We start from the raw sequence: 24,368 nt of genomic DNA on the forward strand, positions 1-24,368 counted from the left end.
TTAGAATAACTCTGATGCTATCGCTTTAATGTTGTCACTTTTACCCATGGAGTAGTAATGCAAAAATGGTACGCCTGCCTCTTTCAACTCCTTCGACTGCTGTATAGCAAACTCAATACCAACCTGCCTTACCGCCTTATTATCCTTACAGGCTTCAACAGCGTCAATAAGGTCTTGGGGTAAATCAATTTTAAATATTTGAGGCAAAACCTGTAAATGGCGTTTTACTGCAATAGGCTTAATACCTGGAATAATAGGGACATTAATCCCTATTTCTCTAGCCTTGTTTAAAAAATCAAAATACTTTTTATTATCAAAAAACATTTGGGTTATAACGTAGTCTGCACCAGCATCTACTTTTTCTTTTAAACGTTTTAAATCGGTAGCCAATGAGGGTGCCTCCATGTGTTTTTCAGGATAACCAGCCACACCAATACAAAAATCATAATTATGTTCTGTTTCCACATTATCATGTAGATGTTGCCCTTTATTTAAATTTGTTATCTGTTCAACCAATTCTCTAGCATAAGCATTACCGCCTGTGGTAGGCACAAAATAAGGTTCGTCCTTTCTAGCATCACCACGTAAGGCAACAACATTATCAATCCCCAAATAATGACAATCTACCAGCACATATTCGGTTTCTTCCTTTGTAAATCCACCGCACAATAAATGTGGAATAGCATCTACCTTGTATTTATGCATAATAGAAGCACAGATACCAACAGTTCCAGGGCGCATACGAGTAATTCGCTTTTCTAACAGGCCTTTTCCCTTATCAATATAGACAAATTCTTCCCTTGATGTAGTCACATCAATAAAAGGAGGATTAAATTCCATTAAAGGATCTATATTATTATACAAGTCTTGAATGTTCATACCTTTTTTTGGTGGTATCACCTCAAATGAAAACAAGGTTTCTCCTTTTGCTTTCTTTATGTGCTCTGTTACTTTCATTTATGCTGATTTATTTCAGTATCACTTAAATTAGCCACGAATTTACAAATGATTCCCGATAGCCCTTTCTTTTTATTTAAAAAAATAAGCAATAGTTAGTGCAGTAACAGTAAGTATTAATAGCTGAACAAAGAATACTAATTCTGCTCTATTTTTTTTCATATTTTTTATTTTCACTGCAAAATTTGCACTAATTAAGTTTTATGCCGTTAGACGAAATACAACAAATTGTTAATTTATTATTAGGCGTCACTCTATTTATGCAGAGTCACACATTCTAATATATCTTTTGTGTTATTCTCGATACTTGCTTCACATACTCGAATTGAAAACAAAAGGATGTCGCAACAAACAATAATGCTTAAAGTTTATTGATCGGCAATATTAGGATGCAACCACTTTCTAGCTTTATCCTTATCAATACATTTTCTTAAGGCATAATCGGTAACCTGATCATCGGTAATTTTACCTAATCCAAAATATTTCGCTTCCGGATTTGCAAAATAATATCCTGAAACAGCTGCTGCTGGCCACATAGCCAAATTATCGGTAAGCTTGACCCCTATTAACTTTTCAACATCAAGTAACTGCCAAATGGTTTCTTTTTCTAAATGATCTGGACAGGCAGGATAACCTGGCGCAGGGCGAATGCCTTTATAATTCTCCTTAATTAAATCGTCATTAGTTAAATCTTCATCTTCAGAATAACCCCAATGCTTGGTTCGTATTTGCTTATGTAAATATTCAGCAAAGGCTTCTGCAAATCGATCGGCTACAGCTTGAACCATAATAGCATTGTAATCATCGCCTTTGTCCTTATAGGATTTTGCTAATTTCTGAGCTCCAAAAATTGCGACACAAAAGGCTCCAATATAATCGGTTTTGCCAGTTTCCTTAGGTGCTATAAAATCTGCCAAGGCAATATTTGGAATACCTTCCCGTTTTTTCAACTGTTGACGCAAGGTTCTGAACACGCCAATTTCCTTGCCTTTTTTTAGAACATAAATATCATCATCATTTATGGTATTGGCTTCAAATAAGCCAAAAACTGCCTTCGGTTTTAGCATTTGCTTGGCTACAATTTGCTGAATCATCTCTTGAGCATCATCATACAACTGCTTTGCCTGTTCTCCAACAACCTCATCGCTTAATATATCGGGGAATTTACCATGTAAATCCCAACTTCTAAAAAACGGACTCCAATCTAAAAATGGTAATAAATCCTTTAAAGTTAATTGCTTTAATACCTGAACTCCCAATTCTTTTGGCTTAACAATAGATGAATTATCCCAATCGATGACATATTTTTTTTGGCGTGCTTGAGTTATTGAAATATAAGATTTCTCTTTGCCCCGCTTTAAAAACTTAGTACGGAAATCTTCATAATCGGCTTTTAGCTTGGTTACATATTCACGGGACGTTTTCTTGTTTAACAAATCACCAACTACCGTTACCGCTCTTGAAGCATCATTGACATGAACCACAGCATTTTGATATTGGATATCTATTTTAACTGCAGTATGTGCTTTGGATGTGGTGGCTCCACCAATAAGTAATGGCAACTCAAAATTTTGGCGTTGCATTTCCTTGGCCAAGTATACCATTTCGTCAAGTGATGGTGTAATTAGTCCCGAAAGTCCAATAGCATCAACCCGTTCTTTTATGGCTGTTTCTATAATTTTTTCAGGTGGCACCATCACACCCAAATCTACAATCTCGTAGTTATTACAGGCCAATACCACACTCACTATATTTTTACCAATATCGTGTACGTCTCCTTTTACAGTCGCCATCAATATCTTGCCAACAGGCTCTTGCTTATCGGACTTTTCGGCTTCGATAAACGGGTTTAGGTACGCCACGGCCTTTTTCATCACTCGAGCCGACTTAACTACTTGTGGTAAAAACATCTTACCCGCACCAAATAAATCGCCCACAACGTCCATTCCAATCATTAAATGTCCTTCAATAACCTCTATTGGTCTATGGGCTTGCAGCCTAGCCTCTTCAACATCATCAATAATAAAAGCATCAATACCTTTTACCAAAGCATGGGTAATACGTTCCTGAAGTGGTTTTTTGCGCCATGACAAGTCAACGGTTTTTTCTTTGGAAACACCTTTTACTGTTTCAGCAAATTCCAACAAGCGCTCAGTAGCATCATCCCGCCTATCTAGAATAACATCTTCAACATGCTTTAACAAGTCTTTGGGAATATCGTCGTACACCTCCAACATAGTTGGATTTACTATACCCATATTCATACCTGCTTGGATGGCATGATATAAAAACACCGAATGCATGGCTTCACGTACCACATTATTACCTCTAAATGAAAACGACACATTACTCACCCCTCCACTAACGCTTACATTTTCTAAATTTTGCCTCACCCAACGCGTGGCTTCAATAAAATCTACAGCATTTTTTCGATGTTCTTCCATCCCAGTTGCCACTGGGAACACATTTAAATCGAAAATAATATCTTCCGATGGAAAATTCACCTTGTTTATTAAAATATCATACGAGCGTTTTGCTATTTCTATACGCCTTTCATAATTATCGGCCTGTCCTACTTCATCGAATGCCATAACAATTACCGCTGCACCGTAACGTTTAATTTGCTTGGCCTCCCAAATAAATTTGTCTTCGCCTTCCTTAAGTGAAATGGAATTCACTACACATTTACCTTGTACAACTTGTAAGCCTGCTTCGATAATCTCCCATTTAGAACTATCGATCATTATGGGTACACGACAAATATCAGGTTCAGCTCCAAGAAGATTTAGAAACTTAACCATGGCTTCCTTACCATCTATAAGTCCGTCATCAAAGTTAATGTCAATGATTTGTGCACCACCTTCTACTTGATGACGAGCTATATCTAAGGCCTCATCAAACTTACCTTCCTTTATCAATCGCAAAAACATGCGGGAACCTGCTACATTGGTACGTTCTCCGACGTTTATAAAGTTGCTGTTCTCGTTAAGGACTAGGGGTTCCAGTCCCGAAAGCTTCATGTATTTTGTTTGTTTTATCTTCATTATTAATATGTTCTACCACTAGAAAAGGCTTATAAAATGGTTTAACAAGTCTTTCCTTTTTTGATATTATCCCATTTACGGAATCCTATTTCATGATTTTATACCCTTTCCCAATTCACCAATAAGATATACTTTCGCATGCCTAAACACGTTTTTAACTTATGTATAACAGATCCTTTCATAGATGCTATAATATGCTAACTTCTAAAATCATCATTAATAACTAATGAGTCCCTTCGACTGCTTTCAGGGTGCCAAAATTACGAGGTTTATATTTCGCTGCTATATTGGCAATTACTTTAATATGTTCTGGTGTTGTGCCGCAACAACCTCCTATTATGTTTATTAAATTCTTTTTTAGGTATTCCTCTATTTGTTCACCCATTTCCTCTGGAGTTTCATCGTACTCTCCAAAGGCATTTGGTAGTCCTGCATTAGGATGTGCCGATATGGCAAACTCTGTTTTATTGGCAATGGCCTCTAAATGGGGCTGTAATAAATTGGCTCCCAAAGCACAATTAAACCCAATGGACAACAAAGGAATATGAGATAACGAAATTAAAAAAGCCTCTGCCGTTTGCCCAGACAAGGTTCTTCCAGAAGCATCTGTAATAGTTCCACTCAACATGATTGGAATATCGATTCCTCTTTCTTCCTTAACTTCTTCAATTGCAAACAACGCCGATTTGGCGTTAAGCGTATCAAAAACCGTTTCCACCAATAATAAATCGGCTCCACCATCAACAAGTGCTTCTACCTGTTGTTTGTAAGCTACGCGCAACTGGTCGAAGGTAACCGCTCGATATCCTGGATCGTTAACATCGGGCGACATACTGGCCGTGCGATTTGTAGGCCCAATGGATCCTGCTACAAAGCGTGGTTTATAAGGTTCTTTTTTTGTAAATTCAACTGCGACTTCCTTGGCCAACTTAGCCGACTCATAATTCAGTTCATAAACCAAATCTTCCATTTGATAATCGGCCATTGCTATTGTTGTTCCCGAAAAGGTATTGGTTTCCACAATATCCGCCCCAGCCTCAAAATATTTGGCGTGTATGGTTTTAATGGCTTCAGGTTGAGTAATGGACAACAAATCGTTATTCCCTTGTAAGGGTACAGGATAATCTTTAAAGCGCTCCCCCCTAAAGTCCGCTTCAGTAAATTTATATTGTTGAAGCATGGTACCCATAGCACCATCCAACACTAAAATACGATCTTGTAAAGCCTGTTTTATTTTCGACATTTCGACATTATTTATATCTATATGTCATCAAGAAAAGCTAAGAAAACACTTTTCGTTATCTTTCTAACAAAATACAGTTAGTAGAATGTAGCACCTTCTTTACCTTGTGTGATTGTTAGGAAAAGGGTTGCCAAGGTTTCAACGGGTCTATTCCCTCTACCTTTCTTGATAACACTAGTACATTTATGAACTGAACGGCAAAAATAGCAACTATATTTTTGTTATCCTATGAAATAAGAAAAAACTACTTTCATTACTCAAATAAGGTTGAAGATAAATAGCGATCCCCTCGATCACATATAACCGCTACAATAAGGCCTTCATTTATTTGTTCAGCGATTTTTAAAGCACAATACACAGATCCGCCACTACTCATCCCTGCAAAAACCCCTTCTTCCCACGCCAATTTTTGTGTGGTTTCCTTAGCATCTGCTTCTGTCACTTCAACAATCACATCGACTTTAGATCTATCAAAAAACTTAGGCACATATTCTTCAGGCCATTTTCTAATCCCAGGGATTCTGGAATTATCATCCGGTTGTGCTCCTATAATAGTTATGTCTTTATTTTTCTCTTTCAAATAGGTTGACACTCCCATTATGGTTCCGGTAGTTCCCATGGCCGATACGAAGTGTGTTATTTTACCTTGAGTCGCTTCCCAAATTTCTGGCCCTGTGGTTTTGTAATGCGCTTTCCAATTATCGTTATTTTCAAACTGGTTTAAAAGAGTATAGCCTTTTTCGTCCCTTAGCTTAAATGCCAAGTCGCGGGAGCCTTCAATCCCGATATCAGCTGGTGTTAAAATAACCTCAGCACCATAAGCTCGCATTGTTTTTACTCGTTCTACAGTGGAGTTTTCGGGCATAATTAGTATCATATTCAGCCCTAATAACTTAGAGATAAATGCTAAAGCAATACCTGTATTACCACTAGTGGCTTCAACCAAAGTACCCCCCTTTTTAATATCTCCCCGTTTTAAGGCTTCACTAATCATATTAAAGGCAGGTCGATCTTTTACACTTCCTCCGGGGTTATTCCCTTCTAATTTTAAAAACAACCTTACCCCTTTTTTTGAAATAAGATGTGTAGCCTCTACCAACGGCGTATTACCTATTTGACCAATGATACTATTTTCGAATGCCATTCTTTTTGGGTCTAATTTTTATTTCGGTTTGGTAAGTTACCAATGAATTTTCTGGAACCGATTGGGTAATCCATACGTTTGCACCAATAACACTATCTCTACCAATAACGATATCCCCTCCCAAAATAGTGGCATTGGCGTAAATACATACATTATCCTCGATGGTAGGATGTCGTTTGGTAGATGCCAAACTTTTAGCTACTGAAATACCCCCAAGAGTTACCCCTTGGTAAATTTTAACGTGATTGCCTATTATTGAAGTTTCACCTATGACAATACCCGTTCCATGGTCGATATAGAACGATTTGCCAATGGTCGCACCTGGATGTATGTCGATACCCGTAATACCATGAATGTACTCACTCATCATTCTAGGCAATATGTGGACCTTTTGCTTGTATAACTGATGGCTTAGCCTATAAATAGAAATAGCATAAAACCCGGGATAGGCCAAATAAATTTCCTGTAAACTATGTGATGCTGGGTCATTACGTTCAAAAGCTATGGCATCTAAATCCAACATAAGTCTTAATTCGGGCAATTTTTCCTTAAATGTATCCCAGTGTTCCTCACCCTTTTCAATACTTAATTTGGCAAGGATTTTAAGAAATGTCGATTCTAAATATGCTTCATATTCATTATGTTGTTCTTCATCAAAAAGTGAATAGAACAAGCGCTTAGTAAATGTTTTAACGGTATCTTTTAGGCAAACATTATAGCTTTTCATTCGTGAATATTATCGTAAATTAAATGACTAAGTTACACAATTATAATTTTATTGAATAGCCTGAATCACCGCTTTTGGGGCTTCTTTACGCGATCCATCAAATCCGTCGATACCACTCACTGTTGTATATTTTAGCACATACCTTTTCCCTGGATTAATAATGCGGTAAGCAGCTTGGCACATTAAAGTCGCTTCGTGGAATCCACAAAGTATTAATTTTAATTTTTCTGGATAGGTATTCACATCTCCTATGGCAAATATCCCGGGAATATTGGTTTGGTAGTTTAATGTGTTATCCACCTTAATAGCATTTTTTTCAATCTCTAACCCCCAGTTTCCTATAGGCCCTAATTTTGGTAACAATCCGAATAACGGAATAAAATGGTCAGTTTCTATTAAAGCCGACTTACCCTCTTTGGTTACAGTAACTGCTTCAATTTTACCATCACCATGCAAGGCTGTAACTTCGGCAGGGGTAATTAAATTGATTTTATTCAATAGGGTTAGCTCCCTTACTTTTTCTACAGAATCCAACGCTCCCCTAAACTCATTTCTTCTATGGATTAATGTGACTGTTGAAGCGACATTGGCTAAAAAGATACTCCAATCCAATGCAGAATCACCTCCACCTGAAATCACCACACGTTTATTTCTGTAAACCTCAGGGTCTTTTACGATATAATCGACACCATTATCTTCATAATTTGCAATACTTTCAATAGTAGGTTTTCTTGGTTCAAAAGCCCCTAAACCACCTGCAATGACCACTACAGGAGCATGGTGCTTAGTGCCTTTATTAGTAATTACAATAAATGATCCATCTTTTAATTTTTCGATGGTCTCCGCTCGTTCACCCAAAGTAAATCCAGGTTTGAATTGCTTGCCCTGCTCCAATAAATTCTTCGTTAAATCGCCTGCCAAAATCTCAGGAAACCCTGGAATATCATATATCGGTTTTTTAGGATATATCTCCGAACATTGCCCTCCAGGTTGTGGCAGGGCATCTATTAAATGGCATTTTAATTTTAATAATCCAGCTTCAAATACAGTAAATAAACCTGTTGGACCTGCTCCTATTATTAGTATATCGGTTTTAATCATATTATGGTTTTTCTTTTTCAATTAATCCTTTGGTAACTTCGTTTAAGGTTTCTACTTTTTGTTCAAAATCACCTTTTATTTTTTTTCTATAATGGTTTAAATTTTTCACCAAATCATTAATGTTTTCAGGAATCACATCTTCAAAAAATTGTCGTAACCGCTTAGTGGTTGTAGGCGATTTACCATTAGTGCTAATGGCTACTTTTACATTTCCTTTGGTAACAATACCACCCATATAAAAATCACAGTAAGGCGGATTATCGGCCACATTTACCAAAATGTTTAGCTTTCTACAATGTTTATAAACTTTAATGTTTACCTCAGGAACATCGGTGGTAGCAACAACTATATGTTTTCCTTTTAGATATTTTTTTTTGTAAACATCTTTAATTAAGGTAACATCTCCTTGTTTAGACAAGGTTTCGGTCCCCTCCTTAAATATGGGCGCAACCATGGACACTTTAGCATCTGGACTGGACTTTAATAAAAAAGTCAATTTCTCCTCAGCTACATAACCACCGCCTACTATGAGTATATTTAGATGGTTTGCTTTTAAAAAAATGGGATATAAATTATTGTGATCCATAGCTTATACCAAGGCAACATCATTAGAAATCGAGTTCAGTACCGCTCTTTGTTTAACCACTTCACCAATGACAATAATGGCTGGTGAAGACAACTGCTTTTCTTCTACAATCTTTTGAATGGTACTTATGGTGCCTAAACCTACTTTTTCATCTGAAGTCGTTCCATTTTGGATAACAGCAACCGGTATATCCTCTTTTTTTTCTTCGGAGAACACACTAACTATTTCATCCAGTTTATGCATGCCCATAAGTATAACTACAGTAGCTGTAGACTTAGCTGCCAAAGCCACATCAGTTGACAAATGATGGTTTTTGGTTGTCCCGGTTATTACCCAAAAGCTTTCTGAAGCTCCTCGCTTGGTTAAGGAAATACCCTGATAGGCCGGTACTGCAGTAGCCGATGAAATACCAGGTACCACAAAAGTTTCCAGACCAAAGGGTTTTACATAATCGATCTCTTCTGCACCACGACCAAAAATAAAGGGGTCGCCACCTTTAAGACGTACCACATGGCCTTTTTCCTTAGCCTTTGCTACAATAAGTTCATTGATTTGTTCTTGTTGAAAAGCATAGCACCCCCTGCGTTTACCCACAAAAATAAGTTCTGCTTGTTTAGGAGCATAATGCAATAACGCTTTATTAACAAGAGCATCGTATAGAATAACATCGCCTGATTCGATGGCTTTAATAGCCTTTAAGGTTATTAAATCTAAATCCCCCGGACCAGCACCTACTACTGTTAATGTTGGTGTTTTCAAATTCATGGCTCTGAATTAAACTGCCTTACCTAAAGTCATTTCAGCTTCTCTAAAAGCTTTTACTTTTTCCAAAAACTGATTGGCGTTTTCTATATAACTAGACGCAAATTCCTTAGTAGGTGAAAACTTATTGATTTGATATACCAATTCTGAAAACGAAACATCTGAATTGATTTTATTGTTAGCAATAAATAGCTCATCAAACTGACTCACAATACCTGCGTGGGTATTTGTGCGTTTATTTTCAGCAAGCAACATGGCCTTTGCCGAATTTATCATAGAACTATACGCATGATAAATGGCACTAGAGAATACATTATTGGCAAATGACTCACTAGCATTTTCAATTTTCTCTTCACTCTCTAAAAATAAGGTAGCCACTAGGTCAATAACCACTCCTGCACACTCACCAACACCAATTTCCTTTTCATACTTTTCGGTATTGCCCCAATCGATAAAATCGGCTTGGGTTAGATTAGTAACATCTTGCAAGTCCTGCAATAAATCATAAAAATAACGTTCCCCATTGGCTTTATAATAATCAACAAACCTTTGTCCATTGCCATTGGCTTCGTAATCATTTAAAATACGTCTTAAGGCTTCAGGCCCTCGTTTGCTAGGTACTTTAACTACCTTATCGGCAAATATGCCATTACCGTTCCCTAGGTTTCCACCACCTAACAGTACTTGTAATGCTGGTGCTACCAATTTATCAGGTGTACGCACAGACATGCCTTGAAACCCTATATTGGCCATATTGTGCTGCCCACAGGCATTCATACAGCCACTAGCTTTAATAACCAAATCTTGGTTTTTCAAATATTGTGGAAATTCTGTTTTTATAACACGTTCCAACTCACTGGCTATACCAGTACTACTGGCAATTCCCAAATTACAGGTGTCGGTTCCAGGGCAAGCAGTTATGTCGACAGCTTTATTGTAACCAGCTTCCACAAATCCCAATTTTTCTAATTCGGTGTAGAAAAACGGTACCAATTCATGTTTTACAAACGGAATAACAATATTTTGGCGTAAAGTCAATCGCAGTTCACCTGCCGCATAGTTTTCAACCAAATTGGCTAATAATCTAGCTTTATCTGTATAAAAATCTCCCAAAAGTACTTTAATACCAATAGCAACATAACCTTCTTGTTTTTGAGGGATAAGATTGGTCGATTTCCAAGTTTCAAATGCTTGTTGATCTTTTATATCTACCAGCGGAATATCATGAACTTCAACTGGCTTAGACACTTCATAAGCATCAACATCAATAGGAACCGATTTTAATTCAATGGCATTTTGTTCTTCATCAACCAATGCTTTGAAAGCATTCAATCCAATATCCTTTATTAAAAACTTCATACGAGCCTTAGCACGGCTTCGACGTTCACCATGACGATCGAAAATTCGTAACACCCCTTCCATAATTGGGATAATTTTATCAGTGGAAACAAAATCATAAAGTACATCGGCATGACGGGGTTGTGAGCCCAATCCACCACCAATCATCACTTTAAATCCGCGCTCACCATCTTTTACTTTGGCAATAAAACCTAAATCGTGCATATAAGACAGCCCTGTATCTTCATCGGAGGATGAGAAGGACACCTTAAACTTACGTCCCATTTCCTGACAAATAGGGTTTCTTAAAAAAAAACGGAACAAGGCATCGGCATACGGCGACACATCAAATGGTTCGTTAACATCAATACCCGATGTTTCATTGGCTGTTACGTTACGAACTGTATTTCCACAGGCCTCCCTAAGCGTTACATCATCACGTTCCAATTCGGCCCATAATTCTGGCGTTCTGTTTAAATCGACATAATGAATTTGAATATCCTGACGCGTGGTAATGTGTAAACGTCCACGAGAGTATTCGTCGGAAACTTCAGAAATGCGAAGTAATTGGTTGCTCTTTACTTTTCCATAGGGTAATTTTATACGGATCATTTGCACGCCTTCTTGACGCTGACCATAAACACCACGTGCCAAACGTAGGCTTCTAAATTTTTCCTCGTCTATCTTTCCGTTATTGAATAGCTCAATTTTATTGGCCAATTCAATAATATCCCTTTCAACTAATGGATTTTCTATTTCTGTTCTAAAACTTTGCATGACAATCCCTCCTAATCTCCCTATTTCGACTGCAGTAAACGCAGGCTTATGAAGAAATTTTTAGTGTTTTTATTTTTTTATTTAATCTTACTAACCTAAATATGTTAGTAGATTTACTGGATAAAACCAGCTCCTACTGTGTTATTGGATTTGGCGTCAATTAAAATAAACGACCCATTGGTCCTATGATTTTTAAATTGATCGTAAAAAATAGGTTTATTTAGTTTAAAGCTTACTGAAGCAATATCGTTCATACTTAATCCAGAAACATCATTTTCAATTCCTGAATAATCCGGATGAATCTTATGATTAATACGATCTACCTTCGCCAGTACTTTATTAACACCATGCTGAACAACATATTTCCCCCCTGTTATTAACTGTTCAGAATCCATCCAACATACATTGGCCGTAAATTGTTTATCGATGGTTGGCAAATCACCTTCCTTAACAATCATATCACCACGACTCACATTAATATCATCTTCTAAAGTTATCGTTACCGATGAACGTCTCGAAGCAGTTTCATACTTTTGATCGTAAACATAAATATCTTTGATTTTAGATCTGGTTTTAGATGGTAATACAATAATTTCATCACCTACACTTAAATTCCCTCCGTACACTTTTCCCGCATAACCTCTAAAATCGTGAAACTCTTCCGTTTTTGGACGAATAACATATTGGACTGGAAAACGCGGAGTTCCTACATTGAAAATATCTGCCTTGTCTAATTTTTCAAGATGTTCTAATAATGCTTCTCCTTTATACCAAGGCATTTTATCTGAAAGATGCACAACATTATCTCCTTTTAGGGCACTAACAGGAATAAAGGTGATTTTTTGGTCTTGGTAATCGCGTTTGCTCATTAATTCCTCAAAATCGGTTTTAATCTTGTTGTATACCTCTTGAGAATAATCTACCAAATCCATTTTGTTAATGGCAACAACAATGTCCTTAATGCGTAATAAATTGTTGATAAAGAAATGGCGATTGGTTTGTTCAATCACCCCTTTTCTTGCATCGATTAGAATAATAGAGGCCTGTGACGTTGAAGCGCCCGTTACCATATTTCTCGTATATTCAACATGCCCAGGAGTGTCTGCTATAATATAACTTTTCTTAGCGGTTGAAAAGTAGATATGTGCGACATCTATAGTAATGCCTTGTTCACGCTCAGCGACTAAACCATCCGTTGCTAAAGAGAAATCCAAGTAATCATAACCACGCTGCTTACTGGTTTTTTCTATGGCTTCCAATTTATCTGTAGTAAGTGATTTGGTATCATAAAGTATACGTCCAATCAAGGTACTCTTTCCATCATCTACACTTCCTGCGGTTGCTATTTTTAATACTTCCATTTTATTTAGTTTGCCACTAGATTTTAGCTAGTAGCTAATATTTTGTTTTACTTCTAATTTCTTACTTCTCCCATAACAATCGGGTATTCGTAATTTAAAAATACCCTTGCTGTTTACGTTTTTCCATGGCAGCTTCAGAACGTTTATCATCTATTCGGGCGCCACGCTCAGAAATGGTACTCTCCCTAATCTCTGCAACCACTCTAGAAATGGTTGTCGCTTCTGACAGTACAGCAGCTGTACAACTCATATCTCCTACAGTTCTAAAACGCACTACACGTTCTGCTACTTCCTCATGATCATCCCGATAAACCACATCATCATCGGCAGACCAGATCAACCCATCCCTAAGGAAAGTAGCTCTTGTATGTGCAAAATAAATTGAAGGTATTTCTATATTTTCTTTTTCAATGTATGACCAAACATCCAATTCTGTCCAATTGGAAATCGGGAATACTCGAACATTTTGTCCCAAATCTATTTCTCCATTCAACATATCGAACAATTCTGGTCGTTGGTTTTTCTCATCCCATTGTCCAAAATCGTCACGTACTGAAAAAATGCGCTCTTTAGCCCTAGCCTTTTCCTCATCGCGACGAGCTCCTCCAATACAAGCGTCAAACTTAAACTCTTCAATTGCATCTAATAAAGTTGTTGTTTGCAAAGTATTTCTGCTGGCATAACGACCTGATTCTTCCTTTACCTTTCCTTCATCTATCGAATCCTGAACATGCCTTACAATAAGCTCCAAACCTAATTCATTAACTAGATTATCCCTAAATTCTATAGTTTCAGGAAAGTTATGCCCAGTATCAATATGCATTAAAGGAAACGGAATTTTAGCTGGATAGAAGGCTTTTTGGGCCAACCTTACCAAAGTTATAGAATCCTTACCTCCAGAAAATAACAAGACAGGCCTTTCAAACTGCGCTGCTACCTCTCTCATAATGTAAATCGCTTCGTTTTCCAGCGAATTAATGTGCGATGTATCTTTTTTAATCTTACTATTCATAATATTATTTATCTTAAGCATGTAACCCACACTCCCTATTTTCCAATGCTTTCGTTGGATCAAAATATTTAAATTCGTTAGGCAGGTTATTTTCCTCTAAATACATATCTAATTTATCATCAGACCAATAATAAAAAGGACTGACCTTTAAAACACCAGCTTTGCTCAAGCTAAAAACACCTATAGTGTTTCGAAAGGCTGTTTGTCCTTGGCGCAGGTTGGTGAACCAGACTTTGGCTTGATGCTCTTCCATAGCTCTTCTAAAGGGTTCCAACTTCACCTGTTCTGTAAACAAATCATGTTCAGGTGTATCAATACTTGGAATTCCCAAAACCACATCACGATGGGCCGAAGTTTGTTTGGGCACGTATAAGAAGATATTTAAGTTTAAATCTTTAATCACTTGTTCTGCATGACGATAAGTTTGTGGTGTATTATAACCAGTATCACACCATACTACTGGGATTTTATCCTCTACCGTACTTACGGCATGTAAAATTGCCGCTTCATAAGGCCTAAAATTTGTAGTTACAACCGCATCACCGCTAAACTCTAAGGCTTTCTTTATGATTTCTGTTGGAGTTAGATTTTTAAAAGCCTCATTTAGTTCCTCTATTTGTTTTTCAGTAAACATTATTTTCCCCATTTTATATTATTCCATGCACGCTCGTGAAAGAAATACAATATCATCTTAGACACAAACTCAACAGAAGCAATAGCAGCAGCAGTCTTAACTTCACCTACAATTAACCACGATAAAATCAAAGTATCCAAGGTTCCTATAACCCTCCAGCTAATGGTTTTAACCAAACTACGCTTTACTTTTTCGGAAGATTGTTTATTACCCTCTAATGCTTTTGTAACTTCTGGACTGCTAATGTTAACTTCTTTTACTTCCTTATTACTTCTATTTAAAACAACGTCAATTATCATATCAATTAAATATTATTCCTATCGGTTTACTAGGAATTACAAAAGTAGAACTTTTTACAACATGGCAAACCTCTTTTATAATTTTTTAGAAAAAATGTAACTTTTTATTGATAAAGTGATAAAAATGAAAGTAAATGGAGCTTATTTTATGAAATCACTACCTGTTTCTTTACCTGAAAGATCTTCTAAGGTTGTGTTTCTAAAGACATTGAGTGTACTATCCCGAACTTGAATCATAAGTTTATGGACACTACATAGATTTTCATCTGGACAATCATCACACTTTTCATAAAAGTTTAAACTTACACAGGGTACCATCGCAATAGGACCTTCCAAAACACGCATCACCTCGGTCATTAAAATTTCCGAAGGAGTTTTTCTAAGATAATACCCACCATGCTTCCCTTTTTTAGAACCAAGGATTCCAGCCTTTCTAAGGGTAAGTAAAATACTTTCCAAAAACTTTTGGGGAATGCGTTCGCTTTTGGCGATCTCCCCTACCTGAGAAGGGGTATCGTCCTCCCTTCTGGCAATATAGGCCAATGCCTTTAAGCCGTATTTGGTTTTTTTGGATAGCATGGTGCTAATATAAATAATTAACTAATAACGATTATAATTTATTTGGCTAAAGCAAAGCATGTACTGTATAAATATCCAAGAAATTACAATAAACGACAAAAGAGGTTTCGTTTATTTGTTTTTAGGTTAAAAATATATACCTTATTGAAATCGTCTTATAAAGAATAATTTTCATGAAAAAAACCGATGTTTTAATTCTCCTTTTTTTTATCTCAGTTATAATTTCAAGCTGTAAAGAAAAGCCCATAACTTTTAATTATGACGAGACCATTATTGAAGATGCCGAAGCCCAATACGCTCTACTTTCACATTCAGTTTATTCAGGGTTTAAAAGTAAAAACTTTATTCCAAGAACAATAAAAGATATTGGTGGAATCTCATATGTAAATATATATGACTGGACCAGTGGTTTTTATGCTGGATCTTTATGGTATTTAAATTTTTTAACCGAGAATCCAAAATGGGAACAGTTAGCATTAAAATATACCAAAAGATTAGATTCTATACAATATTGGATTGGCAATCACGATATTGGGTTTATGATAGAATGTTCTTATGGAAACGCCTTAAAAAAATTGCCTTCAAAAGCATTTGACAGTGTTATCGTTCAATCCGCCAAATCATTATCAACACGTTTTAGGCCGAATGCAGGGATTATACAGTCCTGGAACGCTTCCCAGAAATGGAACTGTCCAGTCATTATTGACAACATGATGAATCTGGAACTACTTTTTCATGCCACAAAAATTAGTGGTGATTCAACCTATTATAATTTAGCCGTTTCACATGCCGATAAAACATTGGAGAACCATTTTAGAGTAGATAACAGTTCTTACCATGTTTTAAATTATGATATCAACAATGGCAATGTCCTTATCAAAAATACGCATCAAGGTTTAGCAGATGATTCTGCTTGGTCAAGAGGTCAATCTTGGGGATTATATGGCTTTACGGTATGTTATAGAGAAACTAAAGATAAAAGATACTTAGAACAAGCACTTAAAATAGCAGAATTTATAAAAACCCATCCTAATTTACCTAAAGACAACATTCCTTATTGGGACTATAACGCTCCTAACCAGAGTGATACCCCAAGAGATGCTTCTGCTGCTGCTATTGCCGCCTCGGCTTTGTATGAGCTAAGTGGTTTCTTAAAAAGTCAAGGGAACGAATACAAAACATTTGCCGATGAAATAATGTTTAACTTATGCAGCCCAAGCTATTTTGCAGATAATGGAACCAACGCAGGTTTTCTATTAAAACACTCGGTTGGAAGTTTACCCCATGGTGTTGAAGTTGATGTCCCTTTAAACTATGCCGATTATTATTTTCTGGAAGCCTTATACCGATTAAAACAATTGAATGAATGATGAAAAAAATTATATCCATACTTATTGCGTTTTTTATTTCCTTTATTGTACTATCTCAAAATGACAGAACCATTTGGGTAAATGAACTTACCAAAATGGCAAAACCAGTATTAATAGCACTAGCTAACGATGAACTTAAACAAACCATGCCCATAGAACAAAGTAGTTTTGAATATGGAGACCGAAGCACCTTTGCAGGTTTGGAAGCTTTTGGAAGATTAATGGCTGGCATAGCGCCATGGTTGGAATTAGGCCCAAGTAACACTAATGAAGGACAGTTACGGAAAGTCTATATTGATCTTGCCCATAAGGCCATTTACAATGCTGTAAATCCCAAGTCGAAAGATTATTTGAACTTTGATACGGGAAGCCAACCTTTAGTTGATGCTGCCTTTTTAGCCCAAGCCTTTCTAAGAGCACCTAATCAACTATGGCATCCTCTGCCGCTGGAAACCAAACAAATGGTTACAAATGCTTTTAAAAAATCAAGGACTATAAAAAATGTTCCTTACAATAACTGGCTTTTGTTTGCAGCCACTGTAGAGGCTTTCTTTGTAAAATTTGATGAAGGGGCAGATTTTTTACGTATTGAATATGCCTTAAACAAGCACATGGAATGGTATGTGGGTGATGGCCTATATGCTGATGGAAAATATTACCATTGGGACTACTACAACTCTTTTGTTATTCACCCAATGCTTCTTGACATAGCGATTGTTTTGCAAGACACTTTACATTCCTTAAAAAAATTATATGATACTATTTTAACCCGAGCACAACGCTATAGCGAAATTTTAGAACGCCAAATATCGCCAGAAGGCACTTATCCAATTATAGGTCGGTCTTCAGTGTATAGGTTTGGAACTTTTCAAGCATTATCCCAACTTGCACTTTTAGAAAAACTTCCCGAAACATTAACCGAAGGACAAGTAAGAGCAGCACTAACCAAAGTACTTATTAGATTACATCAATCTGAAGGTGTTTTCAATGAAAACAATTGGCTTCAAATTGGAGTCGCTGGCCACCAACCTAAAATGGCAGAACCTTATATCTGTACCGGAAGCCTATATTTAACTTCACTAGGCTTTTTATGTTTAGGGTTACCTGAAAACCATTCGTTCTGGACTTCAAAACCAGAACCTTGGTCAATGGTAAAGATTTGGGATGGAGATCCTTCTGTAAAACGGGATTCTTATAAAAATTAAGGCATTACCCTAACGATTGCTCCAAATCGGCGATGATATCATCTACATGTTCCAGTCCAACTGAAATACGAACCAAGCCATCTGTAATACTTACCTCTAGTCTATCTTTCTCAGACAATTTACTGTGCGTTGTACTTGCTGGGTGCGTTACTATGGTTCGGGTATCTCCCAGGTTAGCTGATAACGAACACAGTTTTATGGCATCTATAAACTCTCTCCCTTCTTTTATACCGCCTTTTACTTCAAAAGCGACGATGTTTCCTCCTAGTTTCATTTGCTTTTTAGCAACATCATATTTTGGATGCGATTTTAAAAACGGGTACTTTACCCAATTCACTTTGTGATGGCTTTCTAAAAACTCAGCTACTTTTAAAGCATTTTCACAATGTTTATCCACACGAACAGCAAGCGTTTCCAAACTTTTGGATAGTGTCCAGGCATTAAACGGCGATAAGGCAGGGCCCGTATTTCTGGCAAATAAGTAAATCTCACGGATTAAATCAGCGTTACCCACAGTAACACCTCCCAATACGCGTCCTTGGCCATCCATGAGTTTAGTCGCGCTGTGGATCACCAAATGCGCTCCATGTTTTATGGGTTGTTGCAAATACGGGGTTGCAAAACAGTTGTCTATTATTAAAATAAGATTATGCTTTTTAGCAATATTTCCCAATAGATCCAAATCTATAATATCAACCGCAGGATTGGTTGGTGATTCAGCATATAAAATCTTAGTCTTAGCTGTTATGCAACCTTCAATTGTTTCTGGTTTGGTAACGTCAAAATATGTGGTTTCTATTTGCCATTTAGGCAAGTACTTTGTAAACAAGGTATGCGTTGAACCAAACACCGAACGCGCCGAAACAATATGATCACCACTCTCCAATAAAGCCGCAAAAGTGGAAAAAATGGCCGCCATACCCGTAGCAAAGGCATAACCACTTTCAGCCTCTTCCATTTGACACACTTTTTCTACAAACTCGGTGGTATTGGGGTTGGTGAAACGGCTATAAATGTTACGTTCCTTTTCCTCGGTAAATGAGGCCCGCATATCTTCTGCGTCCTCGAATATAAAACTCGACGTTAGGTACAACGGACTAGTATGTTCTAAAAATTCAGTTCGCTCTAATTGAGTACGGATAGCTTCGGTTTCAAACCTGTTACTCTTCTTGTTCATTTTATCCTATTTAATTAGGTTTCGACTCCGCTCAACCTGATATTAATTTTAATTGATATGTTTGGACAGCCTTAAAATATCACCAAAAACACCTCGTGCTGTTACTTCGGCTCCTGCTCCGGCTCCTTGGATAACAATAGGTTGCTCGCCATAACTTTCGGTAAATATTTCAAAAATAGCATCACTTCCTTTTACATGACCTAAGGTACTATCTTCTGGAATAGAAACTAATTTCACTTCCAAATCACCTTTATCCTGAGACAAATCGCCCGATAAATCGCCTACATAACGCAATACATGTCCAGGTTTTTGGTCTCTCTTTATCTTCTGAAATGTATCATCCAAAACATCCAACTGCCCTAAAAATTCGGTTACCGAAATATTTTGATAGACTTCAGGAATTAAATTTTGTACCGAAACATCTTCAAACTCGTTTTGTAGATCCAATTCTCTGGCCAAAATCAATAGTTTTCTAGCAACATCGTTTCCTGAGAAATCCTCGCGAGGATCCGGCTCAGTATATCCTTTATCAATAGTCTCTTGAACAATGACACTAAACGGTTTGTCCTCTACAGAAAAGTTATTAAAAAGATAACTCAAGGTTCCTGAAAACACTCCTCGAATTCTGGTAATATTTTCCCCAGATTCGTGTAACAACTTAATAGTATCAATTAATGGCAAACCAGCACCAACAGTCGTCTCGTACAAGTACTGTTTATTATGGTTCTTTAAATGAACTCGCAAATTGTTGTAAAAACCATAAGAAATGGTATTAGCTATTTTATTGGACGATACCAAATCAAAACCAGCATCCACAAAAGATGTATAGTTATTATGAAACTCTGAACTTGCAGTGTTATCTACTGCAATCAAGTTTTCCAAATGGTGTGCTTTTGCAAAGGCGATAACATCTTCAACTCGACTTTCTTGAGACGTAGATTGAATGTTTTCACTCCAATTAAAATCGACACCATTTTTGCTTAGCAACAACTTTTTAGAATTGGCAATAGCAAACACATTTAAGTTGATACCCTTACGTTTTTCAATCTCCCCTTTCGATTTTAATATCTGATTGATAAGGGCACCTCCTACACCACCATGGCCAAATATGGCAATATTTACCTTTTTTGAAATGCCGAAAATCTCACCATGAATTACATTCAAAGCTTTGTGCAATTCACCTTTACGCACTACCAAACTCACATTTTTGCCCGTTACAGTATTATTGAACAATAAAGGTGTGATTTGGTTTTTAATCAAGGCGTTGAACGGTTTGTGGAATGAACTCAATTCTATTCCCACAATAGAAATGACCGACACATCATCAACCACATCTATCTTATTAACATCCTGCGAATAGAAATCTTTTTCGAATTCATGTTCCAAAGCAATAACAGCCTGCGTAGCTTTATCGGCATCTATAATCAAACCGATTCCTCTTTCGGAAGATCCTTGTGAAATAATGCTTACACTAATATCCTTATTGGCCAAGGCTCCAAAAATACGGGCATCCACACCACTTTTCCCTAACAATCCTCTACCCTCTAAATTCAGTAAAGCGACGTTATCTAAAACCGATAACGACGTTACTTCCTTAGAACTTGGTTTAGCTGTAATTAAGGTACCCTCGTCGTCTTCATTAAAGGTATTTAATATGCGAAGGTTTATATTTTTTTCAACTAATGGAATAATGGTCTTTGCATGCAATACATTGGCTCCAAAATTGGCCAACTCGTTAGCTTCACTAAACGACAGTTCCTTAATTTTTCTAGCATCTTCAACCAAATCAGGGTTGGCCGTGTAAATACCATTAACATGGGTGTAGTTTTGTAATTCTTCAGCATCCAAATAATTGGCCAACAAGGCTGCAGTATAGTTGCTACCATTCCTACCCAAGGTGGTCGTTTCATTCTTCAGGTTAGATGCTATAAACCCTGTTACAATGTTAATAGTATCGCCATTGTTTTGTTTGAAATACTGCTTGATGTTGTCCTTTGAAGGTTGCGAAATGGGTTGCGCATTACCAAATACATCATTCGTTTTAATCAACTGTCTCGAGTCTGTTGCCTTGGCTTTAATATTTCGTTGGTTCAGCAAAGCTGAAATCATTTTAACAGACAACAGTTCCCCTTGTGCCAAAATTTCATCCTTAGTTTTTTTACTGTAATCCCTAAGTAAACTAACCCCTTCGAACAACTTATCTAAAATGGAGAATTCCTCTGAAAAATTTATCGATGGTAACGGTTCTATCTGATACGTTTTAAAGATTTCCAACGATGATTTGTAATCTTCACCTTTAAGGGCTTCATCTAAAATAGTTTCGAGTTCATCAGTAGCATTGCCCCGCGCAGAGACCACAACGGTAATGCGCTCTCCTGATTTAATTTTATTTTCGATAATGGAAAGGACTTTCTCCAACCCTTTGCCATTGGACAAGGACTTCCCTCCAAACTTTAGTACTTTCATTCTTTTCTTTTTAGAATTTGGCACAAATATGCCTTCTATAATTTTTTCCAATTGCTCATATTCCATCAAAAAAGCATCGTGCCCATGTACAGAATGAATTTCATTATATGTTACATTAGCATGTGTTACCGCCAGTTGTTTGTGCGTTTGCCTGTTTTCTTCAGCCGTAAAAAACAAATCAGAATCTACTCCAATAATATGGATGTTTGCTTCAATAAGCTCCAACACGTTAAAATCGGCTTTATGGTCTTTGGTCACATCGATGGTTTTTAGTAACTGGTTCATCAATTTATAAGCAGATAGCTGAAAGCGTTCCTGTAATTTTTTACCATGGTGCAACAGCCAGCTCTCTACATTAAAAATTTCCAAATCTTCATTTTTAGACCGTTGAAAACGTTCCTTAAAAGATTCTGGAGTGCGATAACACAACATGGCATGCATGCGAGCGTCGTGTACCGGATTTTTAGAATTCAACAGAAACTGCTCCTGAATCTGGCAATTGGCAATGAGCCAATCCGTTGATTTCCAATCGGTGGCCACAGGGATCAAATGTTCTGTAAAATCAGGCTTTAAAACCGCCATTTCCCATGCTATGCCGCCTCCCAAGGATCCCCCAATTACAGCAAAAAGTTTCCCCGTATTGAGTCGCTGCAATCCTCTTAAAAAAAGACTGGCGACATCGCGGGCCACAAAATCCTTGTAATTATCAATTACAAAACCATCATATCCATTCCCAGGAATGTTAAAGGCTAAAACCGTATATAATTTGGTATCTATTACTTTATCGTTGCCAATTAAGTCTTTCCACCAACCATCTTCCCCTGCCACATTGCTATTTCCTGTAAGTGCATGATTGACCAATACTACAGGGGCCTTACTTAAAGCTTGTCCGAATAACTGATAACTTAACTTTATTTCAGGAATGCGTACTTTACTTTCTGTGGTAAAGTCATTAATAATGATATGTTGCAATTCTTGATTCACTATTTTATTTTTTCAAAAGCCTGCTTTAAATCCGCTTTTAAATCTTCCACATCCTCAATACCCACAGATAGCCTTATTAAATCGGCCGAAACACCAGCTGATATCTGTTCTATTTCAGATAACTGCTGATGTGTGGTACTTGCTGGGTGAATGATTAATGATTTAGTATCTCCTATATTCGCTAACAAAGAAAATAATTTAGTTTCATCTGCAATGGTCTTAGCGGCATCAAAACCTCTTTTGGCACCAAAGGTTATAATACCACTTTGTCCTTTAGGTAAATACTTATCGGCCAAAGCTTTATATTTACTACTCTCCAAACCAGGATAATTCACCCAAGCCACTTCATCTTGCTCCTCCAACCATTCTGCCAGATCTAAAGCATTTTCACTATGTTGTTTAATTCTAACAGGCAGAGTCTCTAATCCTTGAAGGATATTAAAGGCATTGGTTGGACTTAAGGCCCCTCCAAAATCACGTAAACCTTCTAAAATAAGTTTAAAGGTATATGAGGCCGCACCCAATGTCTCATAATATTTTAAGCCATGGTACCCTGCAGAAGGTTCAGTAAATTCTGGAAATTTGCCATTAGACCAGTCGAACGTTCCAGCATCTACAATTGCACCACCTATAGAAGTTCCTTGCCCGCCAATGTACTTGGTTAAGGAATGAATAACAATATTAGCTCCATGCCGTATTGGGTTTAGCAAAACTGGTGTTGCTACCGTATTGTCTACGATAAATGGTACCCCTGCTGCTTTGGAGTGTTCAGCTATCCCTTCCAAATCCAACACATCTAATTTAGGGTTTCCCAATGATTCTACAAAAAATGCTCTGGTGTTGTCCTGTACCGCTTTTGCAAAATTTTCGGGATTCGAAGCGTCCACAAAGGTAGTGGTAATACCCAATCTAGGTAAGGTGACATTCAATAGGTTATACGTTCCACCATACAAACTACTTGAAGCCACAATATGGTCTCCAGCGCGTAAAAGGGTTAACAGCCCTGTAGAAATAGCCGATGTTCCAGATGCAAAAACAACTGCTCCAATCCCTCCCTCAACAGCAGCAAGTCGCTCTTGTAAAATTTGGTTAGTTGGATTATTTAAACGGGTATAAATAAAACCTAATTCCTTAAGTGAAAATAAATTGGCAGCATGTTCAGAATCCCTAAATACATAAGATGTTGTTTGGTAAATTGGGATTGCTCTAGTGCCAGCATGCTGGGTTACATCATGTCCAGCATGTAATGCGTTTGTTGTTAGACTGTGTGTACTCATTTTTCTAATTTTTTTTATTAATAATTAATTAAAAAGTCAAATGCACCTATAAGGTGTACTTCATAGAAAAATGTTAAAAAGAAATTACAATAATTACCGGAAGTAATTTTGATGGTTATCTATCCCGCTGGACCCAAAACAACACTTATACTATGCTAAGTGCAACGTTAGGGACAGGGTAGAATTTAGCACCTTCTTTAATAGAATTAAAGGGTTGCTAAGGTTTCATAGGGTCTAATCCCTCCACCTTTCTTGATAACATTTCAATAAGTTTTTTGAACTTTGTGAATGCAAATATTCAGTTAGAATAATTTAATATCCAAAT

19 protein-coding genes and 2 riboswitches are annotated in these 24,368 nt (G+C 37.0%); of the genes, 2 read left to right on the forward strand and 17 right to left on the reverse strand.

All coding sequences use genetic code 11. The features are described 5' to 3' along the window. The 14 genes from metF to K7G79_RS02560 all read right to left on the reverse strand — a co-directional run bounded on the left by metF (position 1) and on the right by K7G79_RS02560 (position 15,564). Positions 1-957 (reverse strand): methylenetetrahydrofolate reductase [NAD(P)H], encoded by a 957-nt coding sequence (metF, locus tag K7G79_RS02495; protein WP_223548833.1) that lies wholly within the window; start codon positions 955-957, stop codon positions 1-3. 368 nt (positions 958-1,325) lie between these two features. After that, a complete protein-coding gene (gene metH, locus K7G79_RS02500; RefSeq protein WP_223548834.1) occupies positions 1,326-4,001 on the reverse strand; it encodes a methionine synthase in 2,676 nt (891 codons plus the stop codon). A 223-nt stretch (positions 4,002-4,224) separates the two neighbouring features. After that, positions 4,225-5,244, reverse strand: a complete 1,020-nt coding sequence (locus K7G79_RS02505; protein WP_223548836.1) for a homocysteine S-methyltransferase family protein — start codon at positions 5,242-5,244, stop codon at positions 4,225-4,227. 52 nt (positions 5,245-5,296) lie between these two features. Beyond that, a riboswitch (SAM riboswitch) is annotated at positions 5,297-5,419 on the reverse strand. Between the two features lie 78 nt (positions 5,420-5,497). Continuing rightward, positions 5,498-6,388, reverse strand: coding sequence for a cysteine synthase CysM (gene cysM / locus K7G79_RS02510; protein ID WP_223548838.1), 891 nt, complete (start codon positions 6,386-6,388; stop codon positions 5,498-5,500). Then, positions 6,372-7,115, reverse strand: a complete 744-nt coding sequence (epsC, locus tag K7G79_RS02515; protein ID WP_223548840.1) for a serine O-acetyltransferase EpsC — start codon at positions 7,113-7,115, stop codon at positions 6,372-6,374. The genes cysM and epsC overlap by 17 nt, the downstream gene beginning before the upstream one ends. A gap of 48 nt (positions 7,116-7,163) precedes the next feature. After that, on the reverse strand, positions 7,164-8,216 hold the full coding sequence (locus K7G79_RS02520) for an NAD(P)/FAD-dependent oxidoreductase (RefSeq protein WP_223548842.1): 1,053 nt from the start codon (positions 8,214-8,216) through the stop codon (positions 7,164-7,166). Between the two features lies 1 nt (position 8,217). Beyond that, positions 8,218-8,802, reverse strand: a complete 585-nt coding sequence (locus K7G79_RS02525; RefSeq protein ID WP_223548844.1) for a bifunctional precorrin-2 dehydrogenase/sirohydrochlorin ferrochelatase — start codon at positions 8,800-8,802, stop codon at positions 8,218-8,220. A gap of 3 nt (positions 8,803-8,805) precedes the next feature. Next, positions 8,806-9,567 (reverse strand): uroporphyrinogen-III C-methyltransferase, encoded by a 762-nt coding sequence (gene cobA, locus K7G79_RS02530; protein ID WP_223548846.1) that lies wholly within the window; start codon positions 9,565-9,567, stop codon positions 8,806-8,808. Positions 9,568-9,576: 9 nt separating this feature from the next. Next, positions 9,577-11,679, reverse strand: coding sequence for a HEPN domain-containing protein (locus K7G79_RS02535; protein ID WP_223548848.1), 2,103 nt, complete (start codon positions 11,677-11,679; stop codon positions 9,577-9,579). A gap of 113 nt (positions 11,680-11,792) precedes the next feature. Next, complete coding sequence (locus tag K7G79_RS02540) at positions 11,793-13,040, reverse strand: sulfate adenylyltransferase subunit 1 (protein WP_223548849.1); 1,248 nt, start codon at positions 13,038-13,040, stop codon at positions 11,793-11,795. Positions 13,041-13,134: 94 nt separating this feature from the next. After that, positions 13,135-14,052, reverse strand: coding sequence for a sulfate adenylyltransferase subunit CysD (cysD, locus tag K7G79_RS02545; RefSeq protein ID WP_223548851.1), 918 nt, complete (start codon positions 14,050-14,052; stop codon positions 13,135-13,137). A 13-nt stretch (positions 14,053-14,065) separates the two neighbouring features. Further along, entirely contained in the window at positions 14,066-14,686 is a 621-nt protein-coding gene (locus K7G79_RS02550) for a phosphoadenosine phosphosulfate reductase family protein (protein ID WP_223548853.1), read from the reverse strand. After that, positions 14,686-14,985 (reverse strand): DUF2061 domain-containing protein, encoded by a 300-nt coding sequence (locus K7G79_RS02555; RefSeq protein WP_223548854.1) that lies wholly within the window; start codon positions 14,983-14,985, stop codon positions 14,686-14,688. The genes K7G79_RS02550 and K7G79_RS02555 overlap by 1 nt, the downstream gene beginning before the upstream one ends. Before the next feature lie 141 nt (positions 14,986-15,126). After that, entirely contained in the window at positions 15,127-15,564 is a 438-nt protein-coding gene (locus K7G79_RS02560) for an Rrf2 family transcriptional regulator (protein WP_223548855.1), read from the reverse strand. Positions 15,565-15,737: 173 nt separating this feature from the next. Here K7G79_RS02560 and K7G79_RS02565 point away from each other — a divergent pair, with 173 nt between their 5' ends. Both K7G79_RS02565 and K7G79_RS02570 read left to right on the forward strand, forming a co-directional pair. Continuing rightward, positions 15,738-16,934 carry a glycoside hydrolase family 88 protein gene (locus K7G79_RS02565; RefSeq protein WP_223548857.1) on the forward strand — a complete coding sequence of 399 codons (1,197 nt, stop codon included), beginning with the start codon at positions 15,738-15,740 and terminating at the stop codon, positions 16,932-16,934. Then, a complete protein-coding gene (locus K7G79_RS02570) occupies positions 16,931-18,139 on the forward strand; it encodes a DUF2264 domain-containing protein (protein ID WP_223548859.1) in 1,209 nt (402 codons plus the stop codon). Before K7G79_RS02565 ends, K7G79_RS02570 begins: the two co-directional genes overlap by 4 nt. 4 nt (positions 18,140-18,143) lie before the next feature. Here K7G79_RS02570 and K7G79_RS02575 read toward each other — a convergent pair whose 3' ends face one another. From K7G79_RS02575 to K7G79_RS02585, 3 genes are read right to left on the reverse strand one after another with little or no spacing between them, the layout of a single operon-like run. Further along, a complete protein-coding gene (locus K7G79_RS02575) occupies positions 18,144-19,316 on the reverse strand; it encodes a PLP-dependent aspartate aminotransferase family protein (protein WP_223548861.1) in 1,173 nt (390 codons plus the stop codon). A 48-nt stretch (positions 19,317-19,364) separates the two neighbouring features. Beyond that, the gene (gene thrA / locus K7G79_RS02580) at positions 19,365-22,766 is read right to left on the reverse strand and encodes a bifunctional aspartate kinase/homoserine dehydrogenase I (protein WP_223548863.1); all 3,402 of its coding nucleotides are present in this window, start codon (positions 22,764-22,766) and stop codon (positions 19,365-19,367) included. Beyond that, positions 22,766-24,043 (reverse strand): O-acetylhomoserine aminocarboxypropyltransferase/cysteine synthase family protein, encoded by a 1,278-nt coding sequence (locus K7G79_RS02585; protein ID WP_223548865.1) that lies wholly within the window; start codon positions 24,041-24,043, stop codon positions 22,766-22,768. The genes thrA and K7G79_RS02585 overlap by 1 nt, the downstream gene beginning before the upstream one ends. 115 nt (positions 24,044-24,158) lie before the next feature. Continuing rightward, positions 24,159-24,302: riboswitch (SAM riboswitch) on the reverse strand. Positions 24,303-24,368: the final 66 nt, after the last annotated feature.

Origin of the sequence: Aestuariivivens sp. NBU2969 (assembly GCF_019931125.1) — a bacterium.
Classification (GTDB): Bacteria; Bacteroidota; Bacteroidia; order Flavobacteriales; family Flavobacteriaceae; genus Aestuariivivens; species Aestuariivivens marinum.

Coding starts and splice junctions, on each gene's coding strand:
- K7G79_RS02560 (WP_223548855.1), bottom strand. CDS start 15,564: ATGCTATCCAAAAAAACCAAATACGGCTTAAAGGCATTGGCCTATATT.
- K7G79_RS02565 (WP_223548857.1), top strand. CDS start 15,738: ATGAAAAAAACCGATGTTTTAATTCTCCTTTTTTTTATCTCAGTTATA.
- K7G79_RS02585 (WP_223548865.1), bottom strand. CDS start 24,043: ATGAGTACACACAGTCTAACAACAAACGCATTACATGCTGGACATGAT.
- K7G79_RS02520 (WP_223548842.1), bottom strand. CDS start 8,216: ATGATTAAAACCGATATACTAATAATAGGAGCAGGTCCAACAGGTTTA.
- epsC (WP_223548840.1), bottom strand. CDS start 7,115: ATGAAAAGCTATAATGTTTGCCTAAAAGATACCGTTAAAACATTTACT.
- K7G79_RS02505 (WP_223548836.1), bottom strand. CDS start 5,244: ATGTCGAAAATAAAACAGGCTTTACAAGATCGTATTTTAGTGTTGGAT.
- K7G79_RS02525 (WP_223548844.1), bottom strand. CDS start 8,802: ATGGATCACAATAATTTATATCCCATTTTTTTAAAAGCAAACCATCTA.
- metF (WP_223548833.1), bottom strand. CDS start 957: ATGAAAGTAACAGAGCACATAAAGAAAGCAAAAGGAGAAACCTTGTTT.
- K7G79_RS02570 (WP_223548859.1), top strand. CDS start 16,931: ATGATGAAAAAAATTATATCCATACTTATTGCGTTTTTTATTTCCTTT.
- K7G79_RS02540 (WP_223548849.1), bottom strand. CDS start 13,040: ATGGAAGTATTAAAAATAGCAACCGCAGGAAGTGTAGATGATGGAAAG.
- cysD (WP_223548851.1), bottom strand. CDS start 14,052: ATGAATAGTAAGATTAAAAAAGATACATCGCACATTAATTCGCTGGAA.
- cobA (WP_223548846.1), bottom strand. CDS start 9,567: ATGAATTTGAAAACACCAACATTAACAGTAGTAGGTGCTGGTCCGGGG.
- metH (WP_223548834.1), bottom strand. CDS start 4,001: ATGAAGATAAAACAAACAAAATACATGAAGCTTTCGGGACTGGAACCC.
- cysM (WP_223548838.1), bottom strand. CDS start 6,388: ATGGCATTCGAAAATAGTATCATTGGTCAAATAGGTAATACGCCGTTG.
- K7G79_RS02535 (WP_223548848.1), bottom strand. CDS start 11,679: ATGCAAAGTTTTAGAACAGAAATAGAAAATCCATTAGTTGAAAGGGAT.
- K7G79_RS02575 (WP_223548861.1), bottom strand. CDS start 19,316: ATGAACAAGAAGAGTAACAGGTTTGAAACCGAAGCTATCCGTACTCAA.
- K7G79_RS02550 (WP_223548853.1), bottom strand. CDS start 14,686: ATGTTTACTGAAAAACAAATAGAGGAACTAAATGAGGCTTTTAAAAAT.
- K7G79_RS02555 (WP_223548854.1), bottom strand. CDS start 14,985: ATGATAATTGACGTTGTTTTAAATAGAAGTAATAAGGAAGTAAAAGAA.